The organism is Coleofasciculus sp. H7-2 (genome assembly GCF_042747725.1).
Taxonomy (GTDB): Bacteria; Cyanobacteriota; Cyanobacteriia; order Cyanobacteriales; family FACHB-T130; genus FACHB-T130.
The window spans coordinates 57,073-77,927 of record NZ_JBHZGO010000023.1 but is presented as its reverse complement, the minus strand read 5'-3'; the positions used below and the strand labels follow the sequence as shown (position 1 = coordinate 77,927).

Annotated in this window: 15 protein-coding genes and 1 riboswitch; of the genes, 6 read left to right on the top strand and 9 right to left on the bottom strand. The window is 47.6% G+C overall.

The genetic code is table 11. The features are described 5' to 3' along the window. Window positions 1-4 precede the first annotated feature (4 nt). The 4 genes from ACFW2W_RS04095 to ACFW2W_RS04080 all read left to right on the top strand — a co-directional run bounded on the left by ACFW2W_RS04095 (window position 5) and on the right by ACFW2W_RS04080 (window position 6,825). Entirely contained in the window at window positions 5-1,480 is a 1,476-nt protein-coding gene (locus tag ACFW2W_RS04095) for an SLBB domain-containing protein (RefSeq protein WP_378173688.1), read from the top strand. An 89-nt stretch (window positions 1,481-1,569) separates the two neighbouring features. Then, window positions 1,570-3,843 (top strand): GumC family protein, encoded by a 2,274-nt coding sequence (locus ACFW2W_RS04090; protein WP_378173685.1) that lies wholly within the window; start codon window positions 1,570-1,572, stop codon window positions 3,841-3,843. 190 nt (window positions 3,844-4,033) lie between these two features. Next, window positions 4,034-5,848, top strand: coding sequence for an alpha/beta hydrolase (locus ACFW2W_RS04085; protein ID WP_378173683.1), 1,815 nt, complete (start codon window positions 4,034-4,036; stop codon window positions 5,846-5,848). Window positions 5,849-6,009: 161 nt separating this feature from the next. Then, window positions 6,010-6,825, top strand: coding sequence for an SPFH domain-containing protein (locus ACFW2W_RS04080; RefSeq protein WP_378173680.1), 816 nt, complete (start codon window positions 6,010-6,012; stop codon window positions 6,823-6,825). Window positions 6,826-6,945: 120 nt separating this feature from the next. Here the strand turns inward: ACFW2W_RS04080 and folP are convergent, their stop codons facing one another. The 6 genes from folP to ACFW2W_RS04050 all read right to left on the bottom strand — a co-directional run bounded on the left by folP (window position 6,946) and on the right by ACFW2W_RS04050 (window position 14,806). Further along, window positions 6,946-7,920 (bottom strand): dihydropteroate synthase, encoded by a 975-nt coding sequence (folP, locus tag ACFW2W_RS04075; RefSeq protein ID WP_378173677.1) that lies wholly within the window; start codon window positions 7,918-7,920, stop codon window positions 6,946-6,948. Window positions 7,921-7,961: 41 nt separating this feature from the next. Next, window positions 7,962-8,693 carry a triose-phosphate isomerase gene (gene tpiA, locus ACFW2W_RS04070; RefSeq protein ID WP_378174063.1) on the bottom strand — a complete coding sequence of 244 codons (732 nt, stop codon included), beginning with the start codon at window positions 8,691-8,693 and terminating at the stop codon, window positions 7,962-7,964. A gap of 372 nt (window positions 8,694-9,065) precedes the next feature. Further along, window positions 9,066-9,293, bottom strand: coding sequence for a hypothetical protein (locus ACFW2W_RS04065; RefSeq protein WP_378173675.1), 228 nt, complete (start codon window positions 9,291-9,293; stop codon window positions 9,066-9,068). Window positions 9,294-9,660: 367 nt separating this feature from the next. Beyond that, the gene (locus tag ACFW2W_RS04060; RefSeq protein WP_378173672.1) at window positions 9,661-10,938 is read right to left on the bottom strand and encodes a glycosyltransferase; all 1,278 of its coding nucleotides are present in this window, start codon (window positions 10,936-10,938) and stop codon (window positions 9,661-9,663) included. Between the two features lie 162 nt (window positions 10,939-11,100). Continuing rightward, window positions 11,101-11,312, bottom strand: a riboswitch (cyclic di-AMP (ydaO/yuaA leader). A 636-nt stretch (window positions 11,313-11,948) separates the two neighbouring features. Continuing rightward, entirely contained in the window at window positions 11,949-14,105 is a 2,157-nt protein-coding gene (locus tag ACFW2W_RS04055) for a polyribonucleotide nucleotidyltransferase (protein ID WP_378173669.1), read from the bottom strand. A gap of 155 nt (window positions 14,106-14,260) precedes the next feature. Beyond that, window positions 14,261-14,806 carry a GNAT family N-acetyltransferase gene (locus ACFW2W_RS04050; protein WP_378173666.1) on the bottom strand — a complete coding sequence of 182 codons (546 nt, stop codon included), beginning with the start codon at window positions 14,804-14,806 and terminating at the stop codon, window positions 14,261-14,263. 136 nt (window positions 14,807-14,942) lie between these two features. Between ACFW2W_RS04050 and ACFW2W_RS04045 the strand changes: the two genes are divergently transcribed. Further along, the gene (locus ACFW2W_RS04045) at window positions 14,943-18,137 is read left to right on the top strand and encodes a DEAD/DEAH box helicase (RefSeq protein WP_378173663.1); all 3,195 of its coding nucleotides are present in this window, start codon (window positions 14,943-14,945) and stop codon (window positions 18,135-18,137) included. A 92-nt stretch (window positions 18,138-18,229) separates the two neighbouring features. Next, window positions 18,230-19,057: an SWIM zinc finger family protein gene (locus tag ACFW2W_RS04040; RefSeq protein ID WP_378173661.1), complete on the top strand. Its 828-nt coding sequence runs from the start codon at window positions 18,230-18,232 to the stop codon at window positions 19,055-19,057. A 124-nt stretch (window positions 19,058-19,181) separates the two neighbouring features. Here ACFW2W_RS04040 and ACFW2W_RS04035 read toward each other — a convergent pair whose 3' ends face one another. The 3 genes from ACFW2W_RS04035 to ACFW2W_RS04025 are packed head-to-tail and all read right to left on the bottom strand — an operon-like array spanning window position 19,182 to window position 20,748. Then, entirely contained in the window at window positions 19,182-19,721 is a 540-nt protein-coding gene (locus ACFW2W_RS04035; RefSeq protein WP_378173658.1) for a hypothetical protein, read from the bottom strand. Then, window positions 19,718-20,011 (bottom strand): hypothetical protein, encoded by a 294-nt coding sequence (locus tag ACFW2W_RS04030; protein WP_378173655.1) that lies wholly within the window; start codon window positions 20,009-20,011, stop codon window positions 19,718-19,720. The genes ACFW2W_RS04035 and ACFW2W_RS04030 overlap by 4 nt, the downstream gene beginning before the upstream one ends. Further along, a complete protein-coding gene (locus ACFW2W_RS04025; RefSeq protein ID WP_378173652.1) occupies window positions 20,011-20,748 on the bottom strand; it encodes a TIGR04255 family protein in 738 nt (245 codons plus the stop codon). The genes ACFW2W_RS04030 and ACFW2W_RS04025 overlap by 1 nt, the downstream gene beginning before the upstream one ends. Window positions 20,749-20,855 lie beyond the last annotated feature (107 nt).

Sequence of the window (20,855 nt, the reverse complement as noted above, 5' to 3'; positions counted from 1 at the left end):
ATGTATGGGCGATCCAGGTTTTTATAGACAACTCACCCGAACTTCTGCCGGTATAACCTTAGTGGCAACATTTGCCATTGCTTGTCCCTCTCCTACCCAGGCGACTCTGCCGCGTTTTCAGAAACCTACGATTCTTGCACAAGCGAATACCAATCCCGCTCGACCTGATATAGCCTATACATTGGGTGGAGGCGATCGCATCCGCCTTGATATCTTCGAGGTTCCCCAATATAGTGGCGAGTACCAAATTCTAGCAGATGGCTCCTTATCCCTACCCCTGATTGGTACCCTATCGGTTCAGGGGCTAACCGTGCCACAAGCGACTAATGCCATTTCATCTGCATACTTTCGCTTCCTCAAACGACCCATAATCAGCATTAGCGTTCTGTCTCCTCGCCCTATCAATGTTCGGGTGGGAGGAGAGGTGACTCGCCCAGGCGGCTTCACAATTCCCCTGATAGCCGGAGTCGGGAGCGTGCCTGGGTTCCAATATCCCACAGTAACGCAGGCAATTGAGCAGGCGCAGGGAATTACGCTGACGGCTGATATTCGTAAGGTTCAGGTGCGTCGCAAGCTAGCATCCGGTTCCGAGCAAGTTATCAATCTTAATCTTTGGGATCTGATCCAAACCGGCGACAGCAGCCAAGATTTAAATTTGCGGGATGGAGACACTGTTTTTATTCCCACAACCACCACCATTAACTTAGACGAAGTACGGCAAATCGCCACGACTCGTTTTTCACCTCCTTTAGAAGAACCCCGCAGTGTTGCAGTCGTGGGGGAAGTCAACCGTCCTGGCACTTATGTTGTTATCGGAGGAAAGACAACACTAGAGCAAAGAACCCTAGGACTACCAACCGTAACGCGGGCAATTGATTTGGCTGGGGGGATTAAGCCATTGGCAGATATTCGCCGTATCCAGTTGCGGCGACTCACCAAAGCAGGGACAGAACAAATCATCGATCTAAATCTTTGGCAACTCTTGCAGGCTGGTGATTTCAGTCAAGATACACTTTTGCAAGATGGAGATACCATTTTTATTCCCACTGCATCAGCAGTCAACCCGGCAGAAATTTCTGAATTAGCGACCACTAGCTTTTCTCCCAGTATTATTAAGGTAAGTGTGGTAGGAGAAGTGAAAAGCCCAGGAGTGGTGCAGGTTGCGCCAAACACAACCTTGAATCAAGCATTGCTGACTGCGGGAGGATTCAATGATGCTAGAGCAAATCGAAAGGCGGTCGATTTAATTCGCCTCAACCCCGATGGCACAGTGTCAAAAAGTAAAGTCAATATTGATTTAACCCAAGGAATCAATGAGGCAAATAATCCACTCCTCCGCAATAACGACATTATTGTAGTCAGCCGATCTGGAAGCGCCAAGACTTCTGACAGTGTGCGAACATTCTTAGAACCGATAGAGAAGGTTTTCACATTTTTCAACATTTTTAATTTATTTGGAATCTTGGGAAACAATGACTAGGTAAGTATATCTTCAGGGTGTATCTATAAACGTTCTCTTAAACTGTAGTTAGCTGCTTTTTTTCTATCTAATTCTATCTAAATAGGTAAATGGATACCGAACACAATTCACAGCCATTCTTCAATAAACGCAATAGCAAGCCGACTCAGTCGTTGCCTGGGCAACTCACTCGACCGTCTGACGACAGTGATGAACAGAAGCTGGACTTGGCATGGTTGTTGGGCGTTGTGCGCCGCCGACTCCCGGTTATGGCAGGGGTAACAATTGTATTAACTGTCATCTCAGGGAGCATGATTGTCTTCAGCTCAAAGCGGATTGTTCCAGAATATGAAGGAGCCTTTCGGCTTTTGGTGGAACCCGTTACCGCTGAAGATAGATTAGCAAAGCAATTTTTATCGTCTCAAACTAACAACGCAGATATCCAAAAAATTGAAGTTGAAAAATCTAGCTTGTTGGATTATGAGACGCAAATCCGAGTTTTGCAAAGCACGAAATTGATGTTGCCAGCCATCAAAGAATTGCAAAAAAAATATCCGGAGATTACTTATAACTATTTGATGACGAAACTCTTAATTTTTCGAGTCAATTATGAAAAAGATGGAGTTCAATACGGCACCAAAATTTTAGAAGTTAGTTACCGGGATCAAGATCAGCAAAAAATTCAGTTTGTATTGGATAGTCTTTATAAAAATTATCTGAACTATAGCCGCCAAGAGCGCCTGTCAAGCCTCAAACAGGGAATTGAGTTTATCAATCAGCAGCTACCTCAGCTACAGGGGCAAGTTGATACGCTGCAAGCACAACTCCAAAAACTCCGGCAGCAGTACAATGTCAGCGATCCGGAACAAGCAGACTCCTTGCTGTATCAGCAGGCTTTGACGATTGAAAGACAAAGATTAGATACCCAAGCGGAACTGGCTGACGCGCAAGCGCAATATGCCAGTATGCAAAAACAGTTGCGGGAAGGAAATACTACCGCAATTTTGTCTACAGATGCGAAGACTTACGAAACCTTGCTAGCGCAGATTCAGACTCTAGACAGTACCATTGCGGCACAATCCCCCCAATTTCGGGACGACAGCCCACCGATTCTAGTTCTTAGGGAAAAGCAGCAAAATTTGCAACAGCTGATGAGGGAACAAGCCCAAGGGGTTCTAAAAAAATTGCAGGGAAGAATCCAAGGAACACAGGAGCGCTACCAAACAATTCTGAGAACTGAAACTAAAATCAAAGCACAACTGCAAGAATTACCTGCGGTTGCCCGCCAGCACGCGGATATACAGCGAAAATTATTAGTTGCAACTGATAACCTCAAGCAATTTTTAGGCAAACGAGAAGCCTTAAAGTTAGATGCTGCCCAACAGGAAGTGCCTTGGGAACTGATTGAGGAGCCTCAGCTACGGCGCGATGAAGATGGCAACCTGATATCAGTAGCGACCAAACAAACTAAAAAACAGTTAGCGATCGCTATCGTTTTAAGTGCGCTATTGGGCATCGGACTGGGTTTTCTCATCGAGGCTCTCAATACAGTCTTCCACACCCCCGAAGATGTCAAAGGGGAAACGAAACTGCCGATTTTGGGAGTGATTCCTTTTGCCAAGGAACTCAAGAAACCGCCCAAGAAACCCAGTAAACCCGCTACCGTAGCGGAGGTTGCCGGTTTAAATCAACTGTTGGGTGACAATGCAGCAAATGGCAATGGTCGCAAGAAGCTGAATGTATACACCGATTCGCCATTTTTGGAAGCCTTCCGTTCTCTCTATACCAATATTCGCTTGCTCAGTTCTGGGACGCCAATTACCTCTTTGGCAATCAGTTCGGCGACACCGGGAGATGGGAAATCAACGGTTGCCATCCACTTGGCGAAAGCCGCAGCGGCAATTGGTCAGCGGGTATTATTGATAGACGCCGATTTGCGGCGTCCGAGTCTGCATACTCGCTTGAGCTTACCGAACGTGCGAGGACTCAGCGATACCATCGCCACCGATCTGAGTTTGAATGATGCCATTCAGCGATCGCCAGAAGACAACAACCTGTTTGTCTTAACATCGGGTCAAAACTCTTCAGACCCGATCAAGCTGCTTTCGTCAGATAAAATGCAGTATCTCATCGAGCAATTTCAAGCCCGTTTCGACTTAGTGATCTACGACTCACCACCTCTGGTCGGTTTGGCAGACAGCAACATCTTGGCTGCGAATACAGATGGCACCATTTTAGTTGTCGGGATCGATCAAACAGACCGTTCCATGCTAATGAAAGCATTAGATGGACTAAAAATTTCTGGTGGCACAGTCTTGGGTATCGTCGCCAATGGTATTAAAGGGTATACTTCTCCCGCGTATCCTTCCTATAGTCGCAATTAAGGGAGCTTCAGGACAGGGGCGCATTCTGGTGTTCTCTGAGTCTGTGCTTGGCTTTGTGCTAACAGCACTTGAGTCCCCAGTTGCTATGAGAGCGATCGCTCTCATAGCAGAGCTTTTCAAAAATGGGAACAACCGCAATCGAATTGCTTCTACATTACGGCGCTGCTGCACTCAAACGGGGTGAATGGAGATGATGAAGTTAAAGCTGAATTGGTTTCGGGACAAGGTTTTCCCAAAAACGCTTCCGAGAACGCGATCGCCATTTTCAGCAACGGCAAAGCCGATCGGGCGGACGCGCTTACTCGCTCAAAGCTGCTTATGGGGCGTCACCATAACTTCCTTAAGCAACGCTTTCGCACTTTTGTCAAGTGTTGGGGCACCCGTCTTAGCAGCGGAACGGGTAACGCTGCGCTTGGGGCCGTTTCAGCAATCGGTAGCAATCGAAGATTTAGAGGATTTTGCCAAAACGGGGGAAGTTCCCGCCAGTCTCAAGCCTTATAAGGCATTGCTAAGCTCAGAATTTCGAGAAATACTCAACCGTCGCTTGCACCTAGATCCGAATTTGGGAGACAAAGTGGTGAAAGACGTGTTGCGATCGCCCGTTGGAGAAGAGTTAATCAAGAAGCTGGGATTGGCGCTACCGAATAGTACGGTTGAACAACTGCAAGCTGGTCTAACCCTAGCCTTGCGGCAAGCCAATGGCTTAAGCGTCATCAGCTTTTTGCAGTCCTATCCAGCCGACACAATTACCGTAGACGCCTCCTCTGCGATCGCGATCGCCCTAGAATTCAACGCGCCCTACTGGCAAAGCGGAGCTTTAAGCCCGCTACTGGAGCGAGAACTGACCGTCACCAAAGGAAAATTCCGTCCCGCCTTTAACCCCGCCCAAGCGGGTTCCGAAACAGTACAGCAGCAGACTCTGACCTTTCACGACTGGCGACGCCAGGAGCCGATTCTGGGGACATACACCAGCGATCGCCAGATCGTCGTCGATCTCTACTGGGCAAACACAAACGAGAAACCACCTTACCAAAACTCTCAAAATCCCCTTGTCGTCCTCTCTCACGGCTTTGGAGCCGATCGCTCCTTCCTAGCCTACATAGCCCGTCACCTAGCTTCTCACGGCATCACCGTCGCCGCCATTGAGCATCCGGGCAGCAATGCCAACCGAATCTTTGGAGGGCATTTTGGCAGCAACTCCGTGGGAATGCCCGGTTTGGTGTCCTTGTTACCGGCGTCCGAGTTTGTCGCCATGCCCAAAGATATTAGCTTTTTGCTCGATGAGCTGGCTCGGCTAAACCAGCTACCAGGTTCCCTTCAGGGGAAGCTGAATACCGAGAAAGTCAGCGTTATTGGTCATTCCTTGGGCGGCTACACAGCTTTGGCGTTGGCGGGAGGCGAACTGAATCTGGATGCGTTGCGGCAATTTTGCAAAAATCGCAATCCCCTAGGGAAATCGGGAGGGGATTGGTTGCAGTGTGCAGCAGCGGGTCTGCCCGACCAACGTTTGAACTTGCGGGATCGGCGCGTGGTGCAAGCGATCGCGCTTAACCCCGTTGTGGGAGACTTGTTTGGCGAAAAAGGTCTTGGCAAAGTTAGCACTCCCACCTTAATCTTGACTGGCACCAGTGATTCTCTCACCCCATCGCTGAACCATCAACTACGACCTTTTACCCAACTGCCCAGCCCTAAATATCTCCTCACAGCAATTGGCGGAACTCACTTAAGCATTAGCGATTTTGGTCCAGGCAGCCAAGGCGAACTTCTCACTCAAACAACCCTCGTCAACGAACGCACCGGCAAATCAGCGGCTCCCCTGCGCCAGTTGCTTGAAGGCGTCACCTTGGCATTTGTTAAACAACTGACCCCAGCCGCCTCAACTTACGAACCCTTCTTGACACCCGCCTACGCCCAATCTCTCTCTACCCCAGAACTGGCCCTGCGCCTGAATACGCAACTACCCCCAAGCGTCACTTCCTGGCTGGCTTTGCCACCTCTGCCTTAGAAACGCTGGCATCACGGTGGAAATGTTTCTCGGAACTAGGGCAAGGCTCCGAGTCTTGGGCGGAAATCCCGATTTACTTAAAGTAAAGCTGCGACTAATTAAAAGTTAGCATTAAGCTAATAGCTACTTTTAACAGTAGCCTCTTCAGGAGAGAGCGCATTATGGACCCCATCACGATTCTTGCCCCCCTCGTCTTGGTGATCGTTGGCTACACAGTGGGTTCTGTGAAAATTATCAACGAAGGAAATCAAGCTTTAGTAGAGCGCTTGGGTCAGTACAATCGAAGACTCGCGCCCGGTCTCAACTTCATCGTTCCCTTTGTTGACTCAATTGTGGTGGAGGAAACCAGCCGCGAGAAGTTTTTGAACATTGACCCTCAACAGGCAATTACCAAAGATAACGTTTCGCTGAAAGTTGATGCAGTGGTGTACTGGCAGATTCTGGATTTGGAAAAAGCCTACTACGCCGTTGAAGATATTGAGCAGGCAATCGAAAACTTAGTTTTAACGACGCTTCGCTCTGCAATTGGTCAAATGGAACTGGAGCAAACTTATTCTTCCAGAACCGAAATCAATCAGACTTTGTTGCAGCAGTTGGATGAAGCGACTGCTGCGTGGGGAGTTAAGGTGACTCGCGTCGAGGTGCGAGACATTACGCCCGCAAAAACTGTCTTGGAGTCTCTGGAGCTGGAACGAGCAGCGGAAAGTAAGAAACGCGCTTCTATCTTGGAAGCGGAGGGAACTGTGAAGTCGATAGAAATTCTTAGCCAAGCTTTGCAGTCACAGCCTTTAAGTAGAGAAGTATTGCAGTTTCTCGTTGCTCAAAGATATGTCGATGCCAATCAGAAATTGAGTGCCAGTCCTAACTCCAAGGTGGTATTTATGGACCCGAAAGCCTTATCAGAAGCCATGACTGACTTAATGACTACTCCTGAGCCTCCCAATGGCTCTAATGGCAATGGAGCAGGTAGTGTTTAAAAGGTAAAAGGTCAAAAACAAAAAGTAAAAGAGTTTTAAGAGTAGAGAGTCTGATTTGAAATTAAAAACATCAATTTTTAAGGCATTTCAAGACAGCGATCGCTCTTAGCTTTTTTATTTTTATTTTCTGAAAATGGCATCAGCGACGCGACAGACATCGTGCATTGGTTGGACATCGTGAACCCGGAGGATGTCGGCACCTCCCGCGATCGCTCCGCAACAAGCCGCCGCTGTTCCCCACACTCTGGCTTTGGGATCGGGTTGATTTAAAATCCGCCCGATAAAACTTTTCCGGGATGGTCCCACTAACAGAGGAACACCCAAGGAATGCAACATCGGCAGGCGTTGCAAGATTTCCAAGCTTTGGTCGTAAGTTTTGGCAAAACCAATGCCGGGATCGATGATAATCTTCGAGCGATCGATGCCAGATGCGATCGCCCGCTCAATTTGACTTGACAAAAACTCGGAGATTTCCCCCATCAAGTCCTGATAATTCGTCATCTGCTGCATGGTAGCTGGCGTCCCTCGGATGTGCATCAACACAATTGGGACACCCAACTCTGCCACCACAGCAAACATCTCCGGGTCGAAAGTCCCGCCGGAAATATCATTGACCATATCAGCCCCCGCTGCAACAGCTGCCCTTGCCACAGATGCCCGCGTCGTATCTACAGAAATCGGCACCTCAGAAGGATGAGGGATGCAGCGCTTTGCCCTTCCCGAAGAATAGGATAAGGGATTGCAGTGTTGAGCGGATTCTATGACTCCCACCGCCGAATCGGATTCATCCTTCCTGCTTCCGCCTGCATCCTTTCGGAGCGCCTGCACCACTGGCAGCACCCGATTCAATTCCTCTTCCAAAAGAGTTTCAGCGGCTCCTGGTCGAGTTGATTGTCCCCCCACATCGAGGATATCGGCACCGGCTGCCACAAGATGCTTAGCGGCAGCCAAGGCGTCTCCTAGCGTGTTAAAGTCTCCGCCGTCACTAAAACTATCAGGCGTCACATTCAACACACCCATTAAATAAGTGCGCTGTCCCCAGTCAAAGATGTGACCCCGGAGGGTCAAGGGATTTTGGATTTTGGATTGATTCATCCGTCATCCGGCAAAGATTGCGCCGCAACGAAGAGCATCCTTCATCCTTGTTTAAAGTTGACAATTCGGGCAAAACTCGCAGGCTCCAGACTTGCTCCCCCTACCAAAGCCCCATCGATTTCTGGCTGTGCCATGATTTCATCAATATTATTGGGCTTGACCGAGCCACCATACTGAATCGAGACATTTGGATTCGTCAATTGAGTGCGAATTAAGCCAATCACCCGATTTGCTTCTTTTGCCTCGCAGGTGTCACCAGTGCCAATTGCCCAGATAGGTTCGTAGGCGATAACCAGGTTATCTTGGTTAATGTCAACCAGGTCTTTTTTCAGTTGGGTAGAAATCAGGGATTCTGTTTCACCAGCATCGCGTTGTTGCTTGGTTTCGCCAACGCAGAGAATGGGCGTTAAACCATAGCGTTGCGCTGCTTTCAGCCGCAGATTTACAGTTTCATCGGTTTCGCCAAAGTATTGACGCCGTTCGCTATGACCCACAATTACGAAACGCACCCCAATTTCTGTCAGCATGGGTCCGGCAATTTCACCTGTGTAGGCTCCCATTTCGTCCCAGTGGACGTTTTGGGCACCCAGCTGCACGCGGCTACCGTGCAGATTTTTAGACATGATGCTCAAAGCAGTGAAAGGAGCCGCTAGCACTACTTCCCGCTCGTCTGGGGTTTCTTCTAGGTGGGACATGAATCCTTGCAAAAACTCCAGACTCTCTGTCTGAGTTTTGTACATTTTCCAATTACCGGCAATAACTATTTTCCGCACAGCTAACTCAGTCAAGTTCAGAATGCTAAAAAGTGTAATCTCCAGTTTAGTACGGCGGGGGAACCCCTGCTTTCTCATGCGATCGCATTTACACTTTCTGGCTGCTAAAAGCGTAATTCCTTGAGCGTTGCCATGATTTCACCCCGCAATACGCAGCGTACCAACACTCGATCCCCAGAGCGATCGCTCCTGCGAATGCTGTTCTTAGCCGCTACTCGCTTCAAAAATCTTTTTATTACTTTAGTTAAGTATTCAACCGAAAGATTCCTTAAATATTTGACAAAAACGCCAAAGCTCGGTCTATTACCGACCGAGCTTGTGCAAGAGCGATCGCCCAATCGCCCAAAGCGCAGATACAGCAGCGCTCTTGCTCTATCGTGCAGCCTTTGCCGAAAGCCGAGAGGCTTCTTCTGCCTCTACCAGAATCCATGACGAAGACAAATCTTCTACAAAAGTCTTTTGGCTCAAACTTGCGGCTTCAGCCACTCTGACGATGAGTGTTGGTAAATAAGTGCTATTAACCATCTGATAGCCATAGCCAAAAACCTTGCCAGAGCGCCCGGTTTGCTTGTGTAGCACGCAATCTCCGATGTTAAGCATGGTTTTAATCCTGATTCGGTAATTTGCCGTTTTCTTACTTCTTGAATTGCTCTCAAGTTATTGGATGGATATCTCGCTTTGACCGACAATCCATCGATTTGGCAGCAATTTGTCTAGCGTTTGGGAACGAAGAATAGAGTTCTTGCAAAAATATTGAAAACCTTTCCCAACTTCCGGAAACGAAGAGGGAGTCTCATTTCCTCCTTAGGAGGAATACAGAGGATCGTTTGTTTTTTGCAAGAGACATCTATGCACTGAAAGCACACAAACGTTGGATGAAAAATCTCTTTTCTACTGCCTTTTCTTGCTCAGTATCGGTAGGAAAATCCCACCGCAAAAGACTCAGCACTTTTCATTGAAAAAAATCTTAAGCGACTAGCTGAGGTTTGCTCGCAGATCCAGCAGCGGCTTGGCACAATAATTTGGTGTACAGATGGCTGAGTCTTAATGCCACGCTATTCCAGCTAAAGGCAATTTCCACCCGTTGCCGACCCATTTGACCTAATTGGTCTCGCCAATCGGGATTAATTAGGATGCGGTCAATCGCCTGTGCAAAGGCGACTTCATCTTTGGGAGGCACCAGTAAACCCGTTACCTCTGGCACTACGGTAAACTGCAAGCCGCCTACATTGCTGGCAACTACGGGAGTCCGGTTAGCCATTGCTTCAATGGCAACCAAACCAAAGGGTTCATAGTGACTGGGGACAACACACACATCGGCGGCTGAGTAGTAGAGAGGCAAATCGCTATCTTCTACGCGACCGGGGAAGCAGGTGAGATCGCCAATGCCTTGTTCAGCTACGATTTTCTCAATGCGATCGCGTTCGATTCCGTCACTCTGTCCCGGACGACTTCCGCCTGCAATGAATAGCTTCAGGTCACAAGACTCGCGTAAGCTTGATTTTGCTACCGCTCGGACTAGAGTTTCAATTCCCTTTCGCCGATCGAAACGACCCACATACAGCACTACTTTGGCGTCGGTGGCAATTCCTAGCTGTTGGCGTGCCTCTTGGCGCTGAATGGAACCAAATCTTTCAATATCTGTACCGCAGGGAATCATTTCAATCTGTCCCTGAGTGGAAACAAGCGATCGCATTTGATCCGCTTCTTGTGGACTCGTGGCAACAACCCGATCCACTGTTTCCAGACACGCTTTTTCAACTGCTAGTCGTGTGGAAGCGATCGCGGGAATATCGGAAACTGTACGATACTTCACTGCACCCAGAGAGTGATAAGTATGTACCTGCTTCAAAGATTGGTGCTTCTTCAGTTCCATTCCCACCCAAGATGACAACCAATAATTGGTATGCACCAGCGTATATTGCCAACCTTCACGCTGCTGAAATGCCTGGAATTGTTGAACAAACTCTGGTAAATACCCGAAGAGTCGATCCCGACTCATGAATTGGGCTGGCCCAGCGACTAATCGGATTGTCCGGCACTTAGGTGTATGCTGAACTACATCCAGTTGCTCCGGAGTGCTGCGGCGAGTGAACATATCCACCTGCCATCCTTGCTCAGCCAGTGCTAATCCTATTTGACGCACATAGACATTTTGACCTCCAGCTTCTTCTTGCCCAATTTCTACCGCTGGATCGCCATCTACCGAAATTAAGGCAATACGATTTTTTTGGGTCAGTAACATCGGTTGATTTTCTCCTCATGGCTAGCGTACCTGCTTCAGACGCCAGCAGTTGAAGCACGAAATGTGCCTCTACTCATAGTCGAGGGCAGGTACAACGAAGCGAACAGATACCAGCCAAGGACACTGATGAGATCGCGCAAATTCTATAAAATTGCTGACTCTTCAGTCTCCTCTCAATGCCGACGGAGTTAGCTGACGGGCGAGGACTGAGAGATGTCCCTTTCTGAGGAATTAAGAATGCAAAATTAAAAATTAAAAATAGTAATCCTATTTTTTTAATTTTTAATCTGAATTTTTAATTTCCCATAGATAAGCCCCAAAATTTGGTTCCTCCGCTCCAGCTTCACCTTAATCAGATAAGGAACGTTTTTAAAAGCGAGATACTGGATTAGGCTGACTTATGTAGACTGACTGCAAAGGTAACACTACAATTCTAAAATCGTCAATCTATCCTAAGATTGATGATTTTTTGAGATGAGATGATAGTTTTTATGCTTACCATCTAAGGGTCAGGCTTGCTAGGTTAAGCGTTTGATGTTTGCTGAGGTAGTAGACAGAGTAGGGAATGGTTAAAGTAAAAAAAACCATAAGCCTGTTTTTGTTGGGGAACGTTCGCGCACGGGATTAACCTAGACGCGAAGAACTGCAACTCGTTATCAATAAAAGCTTGTACGTCTTTAACCCTTAGTCATTAGTTCAATAGCAACAATACTAATGACTAAGGCAACAACTCGTTACCGTTGCCACTACTCATCAATTAATTCTAATTTTTATATAGCAGTGCTAAATGATTACTTAAAGGGGAGATCCCCGACTTCTTCAAGAAGTCGGGGATCTAAACCGCTGGAGCGCAACTCAAATAGGATTGCTATAGATTCGAGACAATTTATTAGATTTAATCTCAGAAGTAAATCGTAGTTGTTGAGCAACAAAGGTTGTCTTAGCGATTAGGGGTTAGCAATTTCAGTTCCTAATCGCTAACAGCTAATCGCTAATCGCTAATTGCTTTTTTAGCGACTTGCTGCCGCTTCACGAGCCGCCGCCGCTTCATCTGGGTGAATCCCCAAGCGCGTCAGATTAATCCGACCTTTGCTATCAATTTCCCGCACCTTGACAATGACTTCATCCCCGACAGCCACCTCATCTTCGACGCGACCGACTCGGTAATCAGCAAGTTGAGAAATGTGGATCATCCCTTCTTTTCCGGGAAGCACCTCCACAAACGCCCCAATGGGAATAATCCGGGTTACGCGACCGGCGTAGACATCACCCTCATTCAGCCTCCGCGTCATCCCTTGGATGATGTTGCGGGCTTTTTTCGCCTTCTCTCCATCTACCGCTGAAATCGTGATCGTGCCATCATCCTCAATGTCGATTTTGGCACCCGTTTCTTCAGTGATGCTCTTAATCATCTTGCCTCCAGGCCCGATGACCATGCCAATGAGTTCTGGCTCAATCTTGATCGTCAGCAAGCGAGGTGCATAAGGTGACATCTCGGTGCGAGGTTGGTCAATGGTTGCCAGCATTTTCTCTAAAATGTGCAGCCTAGCACCCTTTGCTTGCTCGACGGCTTTGGCAATGATATTCAGAGGCAGTCCGCTGATCTTCATGTCCATTTGCAAGGCAGTGATACCAGTATCGGTACCTGCCACCTTAAAGTCCATGTCACCTAAGAAATCTTCAATGCCCTGAATATCAGTCAGAATGCGAACTTCTTCGCCTTCTTTAATCAGTCCCATTGCTGCGCCACTCACTGGCTTCGCAATGGGCACGCCAGCATCCATTAAAGCGAGGGTAGAACCACACACCGAACCCATCGATGTGGAACCATTGGAAGAAAGAATTTCAGACACCACCCGAATCACGTAGGGGAACTCTTCCTTCGACGGTAACACCGGCACCAGTGCCCGTGCGGCTAGTGCCCCGTGACCAATTTCCCGACGACCGGGTGCCCGCATCGGCTTGGTTTCCCCAACAGAATAGGGCGGGAAATTATAGTGATGTAAATAGCGCTTTTCATCTTCTGGGTGCAGGTCATCTGCGAGATCCTGGGCATCGCCTGGGGTGCCGAGAGTACAAACAGATAACACCTGGGTCAGTCCTCGGTTAAACAAACCGCTACCATGAACCCGATTGGGCAACAGACCAACGCGACAAGAGACAGGGCGCACTTCATCAAGCTTGCGACCATCTACCCGCACGCTGTCTTCGAGAATCTGACGGCGCATCAGCTTCTTGGTGATCTCTTTAAAAACGTTACTCACCGTTTTAGAGTTAGCCGCAGAGGCAACTCGGATGGGGTCGTCTTCTGGTAATTGTGCGATCGCTGCCAGGACTTGTGTCTCTTTGATCTGATCTAAAAGAGCATCGCGGCTATTTTTGTCTAGTTCAAATTTGGAGAGGACTTCTTTGATTTGGGCAGTCGCGCGATCGCGGATAAAATTCTCTAGGGTCGAATCTACTTCCGGCGGCGTCTCTTGCACCAATTCAATCCCCAGTGCTGCCATCAGTTCTCGCTGCGCCTCAATCAAGTCGCGCACCGCCTCATAGCCGAAATCAATCGCCTCAATGACATCCTGTTCTGGCAGCTGGTTCGCTCCCGCTTCCACCATAATCACGCCATCTGGGGAGCCTGCCACCACCAGATCCAAATCCCCTGCCTCGATTTCGGCATAGGTGGGATTGATAATAAAATCATCCCCCACCAAACCAACCCGCACCGCTGCCATCGGCCCCTGGAAGGGAATCTTTGCCAACAGTACCGCAATTGAAGCACCTGTTACAGCCAGGACATCCGGCGGCACCTGCTCATCCATCGACAGCGTGGTTGCCACTACCTGAATGTCATCTCTCAGCCAGGAAGGAAATAAGGGACGCAGGGGACGGTCAATCAAACGACCCGTGAGCGTTACTTTTTCGGGGGGACGCCCTTCTCGCCGCAAGAAACCACCGGGAATCCGACCGGCTGCATAAAGCCTTTCTTCGTAATCTACCATTAACGGCAGGAAATCAATGCCTTCTCGACCTCCGGAGCGAGTCGCCGTGACTAAAACTGCGGTGTCTCCTGACTGAATTAAAACTGAACCCCCAGCTTGAGGGGCAAGCAAACCCACCTTCAGTCGAATATCCCGTCCATCAAAGGATATTGACTTGTCTAGCTCTACCATGTGGTACTTTGTCCTTCTATCATTTTTCTTTATCTTTCGCAATCGTAGCACTTAGGTACTGGTGGTGCCTTTAGGTAGATGACGGCACTCAGGAGACGAGGAGGGACAGGGGAGCAAGGGCGCAGGGGAGCGACGATGACTACTGATGAATTAACTCAAAGAGCGGTACATCCGAAAGGGCGTCTACTACCCCGTCCATCAGATAAATGTCCAGGACTCGGAATCCGCCCGATTGTCTCAAATCCCAAAGATTGCCACAATCGGATAGAGGGCGTGTTAGTTGCAAATACAAAATTGAACATCACCGCCGTGTAACCCTTAATGGGAGCAATTTCTAGCATTGCTCCCATCAACCTAACCCATGCCTTGACCCCGCTCAAGCAGGTTGTACAATAAATCCAGCATTGCAGATGTGGCTGCACCATCCGGGAAAGTTGGGTTTGAGATAGAAAAATCCCAAGATTTTCATCGGCGTTGGTGGATTTAGTGTGGTTGTAAGTGACAACAAAAGCATCGTGGCTCATCCTGTAGTCAGCAAATTCTACTTTGGATAGAGGTTGATTTTGGGGATAAGTTTGACCCTCAATAATAATCTGATTCAGTAACTCTCTGACTGCATCTTGCTCCTGAGGAAACATCCGGTCTAGTTCGACTTTAGTCTCATTTTGCAAGGTAGTTAAAAAAGACAGATTAATTTTCATTTGTTAGTAAAATTTGTAATAATTGATGCTTGTAATTTAGCTGGAGAAAGAAAAAGATCGGATTATCTAATAGCTAATTTTTGATTTAATAAACCTTAATAAATTGAGTTAATTTTCCCAAAAAAAGCTTCTAAATATGGCAATTTTACACGGTAGTTGGCTCGTTCAACCTCAGGGTGGTTATCTATTTGTTTGGGGAGAAATTTGGCGACCCATGACGCCAGCGATGTCTTCTCAAACCGATACGGCGGCATCCCATCCGATGGCGATGACGCAGGCAGAATTAATCGCTTTTTTGCGATCGCGTAGTATCTTTGGAGAATCGAGCCGCCTTTCGAGAAGTCGCGCTAACGAGAAATGGCACAAGAAAGCGATCGCTCTGCCCAGTCAAACTTTAGAAACAGGCGAGCCAATTTACCCGGTGCTGTCTACCAAAATGCTTTCAGAAGGTGCGGATGCTTCAACCTTATCCTTACACCTCTGGCAAGTTGAAGGGCTGTGTCTCCATCCTCTGGAAGCAATACAATTTTTGCAAGCGCTACCCCTTGGCTCTTTTAAAGCGTCTGATGCTTATGTAGGGGGAGATTTACGCTATTGGGCACAGGTTAGCCGATGGATTTTGGATCTTCTGGTGCGATGTAAGTTTTTACCAACCCTGCATCGGCAGTTGGATGGTACAGTTGTCGCCGGTTGGCAACCCCTACTCGATAGTGCGTTAGATCAAGCGCGTTTGGAAAAGTTTACCCAGCTAATGCCCTCTGCTTGCCGCACCTATCAACACTCAGAGGTCAGTAGTAAAGAAAAACCTAACGAACAACTGACACCAGACGCACCAAAGGAATTACTTTTGGGATTCTTAGGCAGTGTGATAGACGCGCAAGTGCGTTCGGGTGTTGGTAATTCTCCCTTACCAGCAGTAGAACCGATAGTTCGGGAGTGGCTGCAAGCCCTTTCGACCGCATCAAATACCCTGAAGGCAGAACCGACGGCAATCGGACGCTTGGAAGTGGCACTTCAGACTTGGACATCGCCAGTGCAAGATCATTTAGTCGCCGCAGTGTTCGCTAGCGGGGAGTTGAGAACCAGCCAATACCAACAAAACCGATTTCGCACCTGTTTCCTTCTCCAACCACCCGCATCAGGCGATGAGAATTGGAGTTTAGAATACTCTCTCCAGGCAACGGGCGACCCAGAATTTTTGGTAGATGCAGAAACTATCTGGAACCATCCCTTAGAGCGTTTGGTCTTCAAAGGGCGCACGATTGAGCATCATCAGGAGACTTTTCTGAGTGGCTTAGGTTTGGCTGCCCGACTTTATCCTCCCATTGAATCCAGCTTGCATGACCGTCGCCCGCAGTTTTGTCGCTTGACACCCGTGCAGGTGTACGAATTTATCAAGGCGGGTGCATGGCGACTAAAAGACAGTGGATTGGGAGTCGTGATGCCGTCCAGTCTGATGCCTGCGGAGGGAGAAAATAGGCACTTGGGGCTGAAAATTCGCTCCAGCACCACACCGGGCAGAGGTCAATCGGGATTGCAAAGCTGGCTGTCTTTCGAGTGGGAATTAGCGATTGGCGATCGCACGATTTCTAAACAAGAATTTGACCGCCTGATCGCCCTGCAAAGTCCGCTGGTGCAAGTAAATGGGGAGTGGATAGCCCTGCAACCCTCCGATGTTAAAGCCGCTCAGTTGCTGCTGGCAACGCCCAAAGACCAGATGGCTCTCTCCTTAGAAGATGCTCTGCGGCTGAGTACCGGCGATACCAAGGTGATTGAAAAACTTCCGGTGGTTAGCTTTGAGGCAGCAGGGCCACTTCAGCAGTTGCTAACGACTTTAACTAATAATCAGGCGGTGGAAGCGATCGCGCCTCCTGCCAATTTCCAGGGGCAGTTGCGACCTTATCAAGCGCGGGGCGTCGGCTGGCTCTCTTTCCTCGAACGCTGGGGTTTGGGAGCCTGTCTCGCAGACGATATGGGTCTGGGAAAAACTATCCAGTGTATTGCCTTTCTGCTAAATTTGCAAGAAGAAGAGAAATTAGAGGCACCGACGCTATTAGTTTGCCCAACTTCAGTTTTGGGTAACTGGGAACGGGAAGTTAAGAAGTTTGGCCCCACGCTGAAAGTGGTCGTCCATCACGGAGATAAACGACCGAAAGGGAAAGCGTTGGAGAAAGCTGTTAAGGGCAAAGATTTGGTGATTACCAGTTATTCACTGGCATTTCGAGATGCCAAAGACCTTCAGAGTGTTTCTTGGCGGGGTGTGGTGCTGGATGAAGCTCAAAATATTAAGAATCCACAGGCGAAGCAATCGCAAGCAGTGCGTCAGTTAAAAGCAGGTTTTCGGATTGCGCTAACAGGAACTCCGGTGGAAAATCGCTTGGCAGAACTGTGGTCAATTTTAGATTTCCTGAATCCGGGGTATTTGGGAACGCGGGATTTCTTTCAACGCCGGTTTGCTTTGCCGATTGAAAAATATGGAGATATGGCTTCGTTGCAGACATTGCGATCGCTTGTTAGTCCTTTTATCCTGCGACGACTGAAAAGCGATCGCAATATCATTCAAGATTTGCCAGAAAAGCAAGAAATGACTGTATTCTGCGGACTCTCTGCCGAACAAGCTGCACTCTATCAAAAATTGGTGGAAGAATCGCTGGTTGAAATTGACAACAGCGAAGGTGTGCAACGCAAGGGAATCATTTTAGCTTTGTTGATAAAATTAAAGCAGATATGCAACCATCCTGCCCAATTTTTAAAGGAAAAAGAACTGGTAGCACAGCGTCGATCTGGTAAACTTCAGCGTTTAGAAGAGATGTTGGAGGAAGCTTTATTAGAAGGCTATCGCGCTTTGATTTTTACTCAATTTGCCGAGTGGGGAAAACTTCTCCAACCTTATTTAGAGAAACATCTAGGTTGGGAAACTTTGTTCTTGTATGGAGGTACTCGCAAACAACAAAGAGAGGAAATGATCGACCAATTTCAGAACGATCCTGAAGGTCCGAGAATCTTTATTCTTTCTTTAAAAGCAGGTGGCACTGGACTCAATTTAACACGGGCAAATCATGTCTTTCATTTCGACCGTTGGTGGAACCCAGCAGTCGAAAATCAGGCAACCGATCGGGTATTTCGGATTGGTCAAACTCGGAATGTGCAGGTACATAAATTTACCTGCACTGGCACTTTGGAAGAAAGAATTAATGAAATGATTGAAAGTAAGAAAGCATTGGCAGAACAAGTGGTGGGCGCTGGTGAACAGTGGATTACGGAACTGAATACTGACCAACTCCGCAATTTATTATTGTTGGATCGTACTGCTGTAATTGATGATGAATAACAAACTGTTTATGGTTCATGGGTTTAAGACTGTAAGGCTGAACCTGGAAATGATAAAAGGGATAATAATGCAAGATGGGATTAGGATAAAAAATGAATAATTACGAAATTCAAAGCCGCGAATGGTGGGTACAAGAATGGATTGATCTATTAGAGAAATCCCGGTTCAAAAAGCGATTGGAAAGGGCACGAAATTATGCAATGCAGGGAAATGTTCTCAGCATTGACTTTCAAGGGTCAAAGGTGTTAGCGAAAGTGCAAGGTACGGCACCAGAACCCTATCAAGTTTCCCTATCGCTAGACCCTTTTACGGATGAACAGTGGGATTATGTGATTGAAACCATGTCTCAACGGGCGATTTTTTCTGCCCAATTATTGGCAGGAGAAATGCCGCTAAACATTCAAGAAGTGTTTACCGCCAATGGTTTGAGCATATTTCCCTTTACCCTGTCCGATATCCAGGCACGGTGTAGCTGTCCGGACAAGGAAATTCCCTGCAAACATATTGGTGCAGTTTATTATCAGTTAGGCGATCGCTTCAGTGAAGATCCTTTCGTAATCTTCCAGTTGCGGGGACGCACTAAAGAACAAATCCTCGATACCTTACGCAAACTAAGACGCGGTAGCGAACAAAATTCTGAGACAGAAACTTCGATGGCTGAGACATCCCAGCCATCGGGCGAGGGTACTTCATCCCTACCAGTAACCCCACTCAAAATTGAGCAATTCTGGCAATACGACGAACCGTTAGATTCTTCACTGGTGGTAATTGCACCTACCGGCGACACCGTATTAAATGTACTGGGGTCAATTCCTCTAGCATCCGATTCTAGTCAAGCGGTGATGCAATATTTAGACACCGTTTATCAAACAGTCAGTCAGCAAGCTTTTCTAGCGGCGATGAATTTAGAAGAAAATTGAGCGTTTGAGAGGCGCAATATTGCATCTCATAAAACCTCTTGTTGTAGCTATACTACCCACAATCCGTCCTTTGAACTGTCACAATCGATACTTTCACAAAACAGTTGGATTGTACGTAGTTCACTTATTTAAAGGGTGGAATTGCAGATGGTAAGCCCACCCGCATAAACAACCGCGCGAAGGCTTGTGAAAAGTGTTCTAAAAATGGTGACTTTAATCGCCAACGCAAGCTGAACTCAGTCGCATATTTCACAAGATAGTCATAGGGCAAGCTATATATTTCTCGAAAATCTACAACGAGTGCTTCTCGATTATTGGCTGGATTTGTTGGCGATGCTAGCAAATGCAATCCTTCAACTCTACCTTTCAATACCTCATTCCATTTACCCTTTTTTGCAAAATCTGGGTTAGCTTCCTCAAACTGTGATAAAGAGAAAATTGGACTCAGCGCCACTAAACGCACCTTTTTGTTTTCCAAGTCACAGCTTTGATTCAAAATTATCAAATCAAATTCGTTTATTTCTACCTCTATGTCTTGTATTTGGTCGTTTTTGCCAAAAGTGGTTGGATCAAACACTGGTACAGGCACAAGACATCCAGGCAGGTAGTCACCCTGCCTGAGGGTTGGCTCATTTACCTGCACCCAGAAAGGCTCTATCGTCATTCTTCGTCTAGTGGGTACGGCAGAGGTTTTCCACGCCCTTTGAACTGGGCACGCATATGCACACGCTCCGAGCGCTTTGGTGGCACTAGATTGTAATTGATTTCTCTAATATTTTCCAGAGACTCTAAGAATTCCTGAATAGCTGTCAAATCTAGCAAAATGTTTTCAGTTACCTGTGCAATTTTTCGCCCCTCAGGGCTTTGCAGCTGAGATGTAACTTTTGATTCTCGCACCAGTAATTTGGGCGGGGTTGTAATTTCGTTAGGACGTAGGGGGGAAACTGTAGCCATTAGTTGATCAACTCCCTTGTGCGATCTGTGATGCAAGCTTCAAAGACCTGATCTGTCCGGATGTGCAGTTGTTCCAGATAATTCCAAAGTCCTACTTGATCGTTGGGTATGTCCCGTTCTCGAAATACGTCAATATCCAAGAGTACAGACACCACATCAGGGGCTGGTGGAGGAACTATCGCTTGATTGAGAACAAGCATTGCTTCTAGATCGTGCTGGGGAATTTGTAATTGCATGAAGTAGCCACTTAGCCCTTGCGGCAAGTCGGGCGAGACTTCAGGCACCGTCCGTAGGTAATCCTTAAAATCATTCAGTGGAAGAGGGATATCTAGTCGATTAATGTACCGAACTGCTATCCGGGCGATCGCCTTTGGGTTCGTCAGTGACCGATAAATACTCCAAAGCCGATGTGCTTGTTCTCGGAATGTCTCCCAAGAGTCGTAGGGAGCAAGCTGGCTGAAGCTGAAGCCATCCAGACGTGCCTGAAAAATCTGTTTTTGATTACTACTGGAGAATCTATAGCCTATTTGGGTTTGACTGGCTGTAGCCCCAACACTAGCACCAGCTATCATTAGCCCCTCTACAACAAACATATCCTCACGGATTGGGTAGTCAGTCTGGATGGTAAGGTACACTTGCGCCAATGTGTCGAGTTTAACTTCTTCAGGAAGTTGAACCCGTAGGTCTATCACCGCTTCGGTGATCGGGGCGCGTGAATAGTGTTTTCGGGCTTGCATACCAATTATCGTAGCCTCCTCCGGCTACGGAAGCAATGGCAGGCTATAGCACCTCTACAAACTTTTCGGCTTCTTGGCTCTCCTGACTTTTTGGGGATAAATAAAAG

Coding starts and splice junctions, on each gene's coding strand:
- ACFW2W_RS04085 (WP_378173683.1), top strand. CDS start 4,034: ATGATGAAGTTAAAGCTGAATTGGTTTCGGGACAAGGTTTTCCCAAAA.
- ACFW2W_RS04035 (WP_378173658.1), bottom strand. CDS start 19,721: ATGACGATAGAGCCTTTCTGGGTGCAGGTAAATGAGCCAACCCTCAGG.
- ACFW2W_RS04030 (WP_378173655.1), bottom strand. CDS start 20,011: ATGGCTACAGTTTCCCCCCTACGTCCTAACGAAATTACAACCCCGCCC.
- ACFW2W_RS04090 (WP_378173685.1), top strand. CDS start 1,570: ATGGATACCGAACACAATTCACAGCCATTCTTCAATAAACGCAATAGC.
- ACFW2W_RS04050 (WP_378173666.1), bottom strand. CDS start 14,806: ATGAAAATTAATCTGTCTTTTTTAACTACCTTGCAAAATGAGACTAAA.
- ACFW2W_RS04060 (WP_378173672.1), bottom strand. CDS start 10,938: ATGTTACTGACCCAAAAAAATCGTATTGCCTTAATTTCGGTAGATGGC.
- ACFW2W_RS04025 (WP_378173652.1), bottom strand. CDS start 20,748: ATGCAAGCCCGAAAACACTATTCACGCGCCCCGATCACCGAAGCGGTG.
- ACFW2W_RS04065 (WP_378173675.1), bottom strand. CDS start 9,293: ATGCTTAACATCGGAGATTGCGTGCTACACAAGCAAACCGGGCGCTCT.
- ACFW2W_RS04055 (WP_378173669.1), bottom strand. CDS start 14,105: ATGGTAGAGCTAGACAAGTCAATATCCTTTGATGGACGGGATATTCGA.
- ACFW2W_RS04080 (WP_378173680.1), top strand. CDS start 6,010: ATGGACCCCATCACGATTCTTGCCCCCCTCGTCTTGGTGATCGTTGGC.
- ACFW2W_RS04045 (WP_378173663.1), top strand. CDS start 14,943: ATGGCAATTTTACACGGTAGTTGGCTCGTTCAACCTCAGGGTGGTTAT.
- folP (WP_378173677.1), bottom strand. CDS start 7,920: ATGAATCAATCCAAAATCCAAAATCCCTTGACCCTCCGGGGTCACATC.
- ACFW2W_RS04040 (WP_378173661.1), top strand. CDS start 18,230: ATGAATAATTACGAAATTCAAAGCCGCGAATGGTGGGTACAAGAATGG.
- ACFW2W_RS04095 (WP_378173688.1), top strand. CDS start 5: ATGGGCGATCCAGGTTTTTATAGACAACTCACCCGAACTTCTGCCGGT.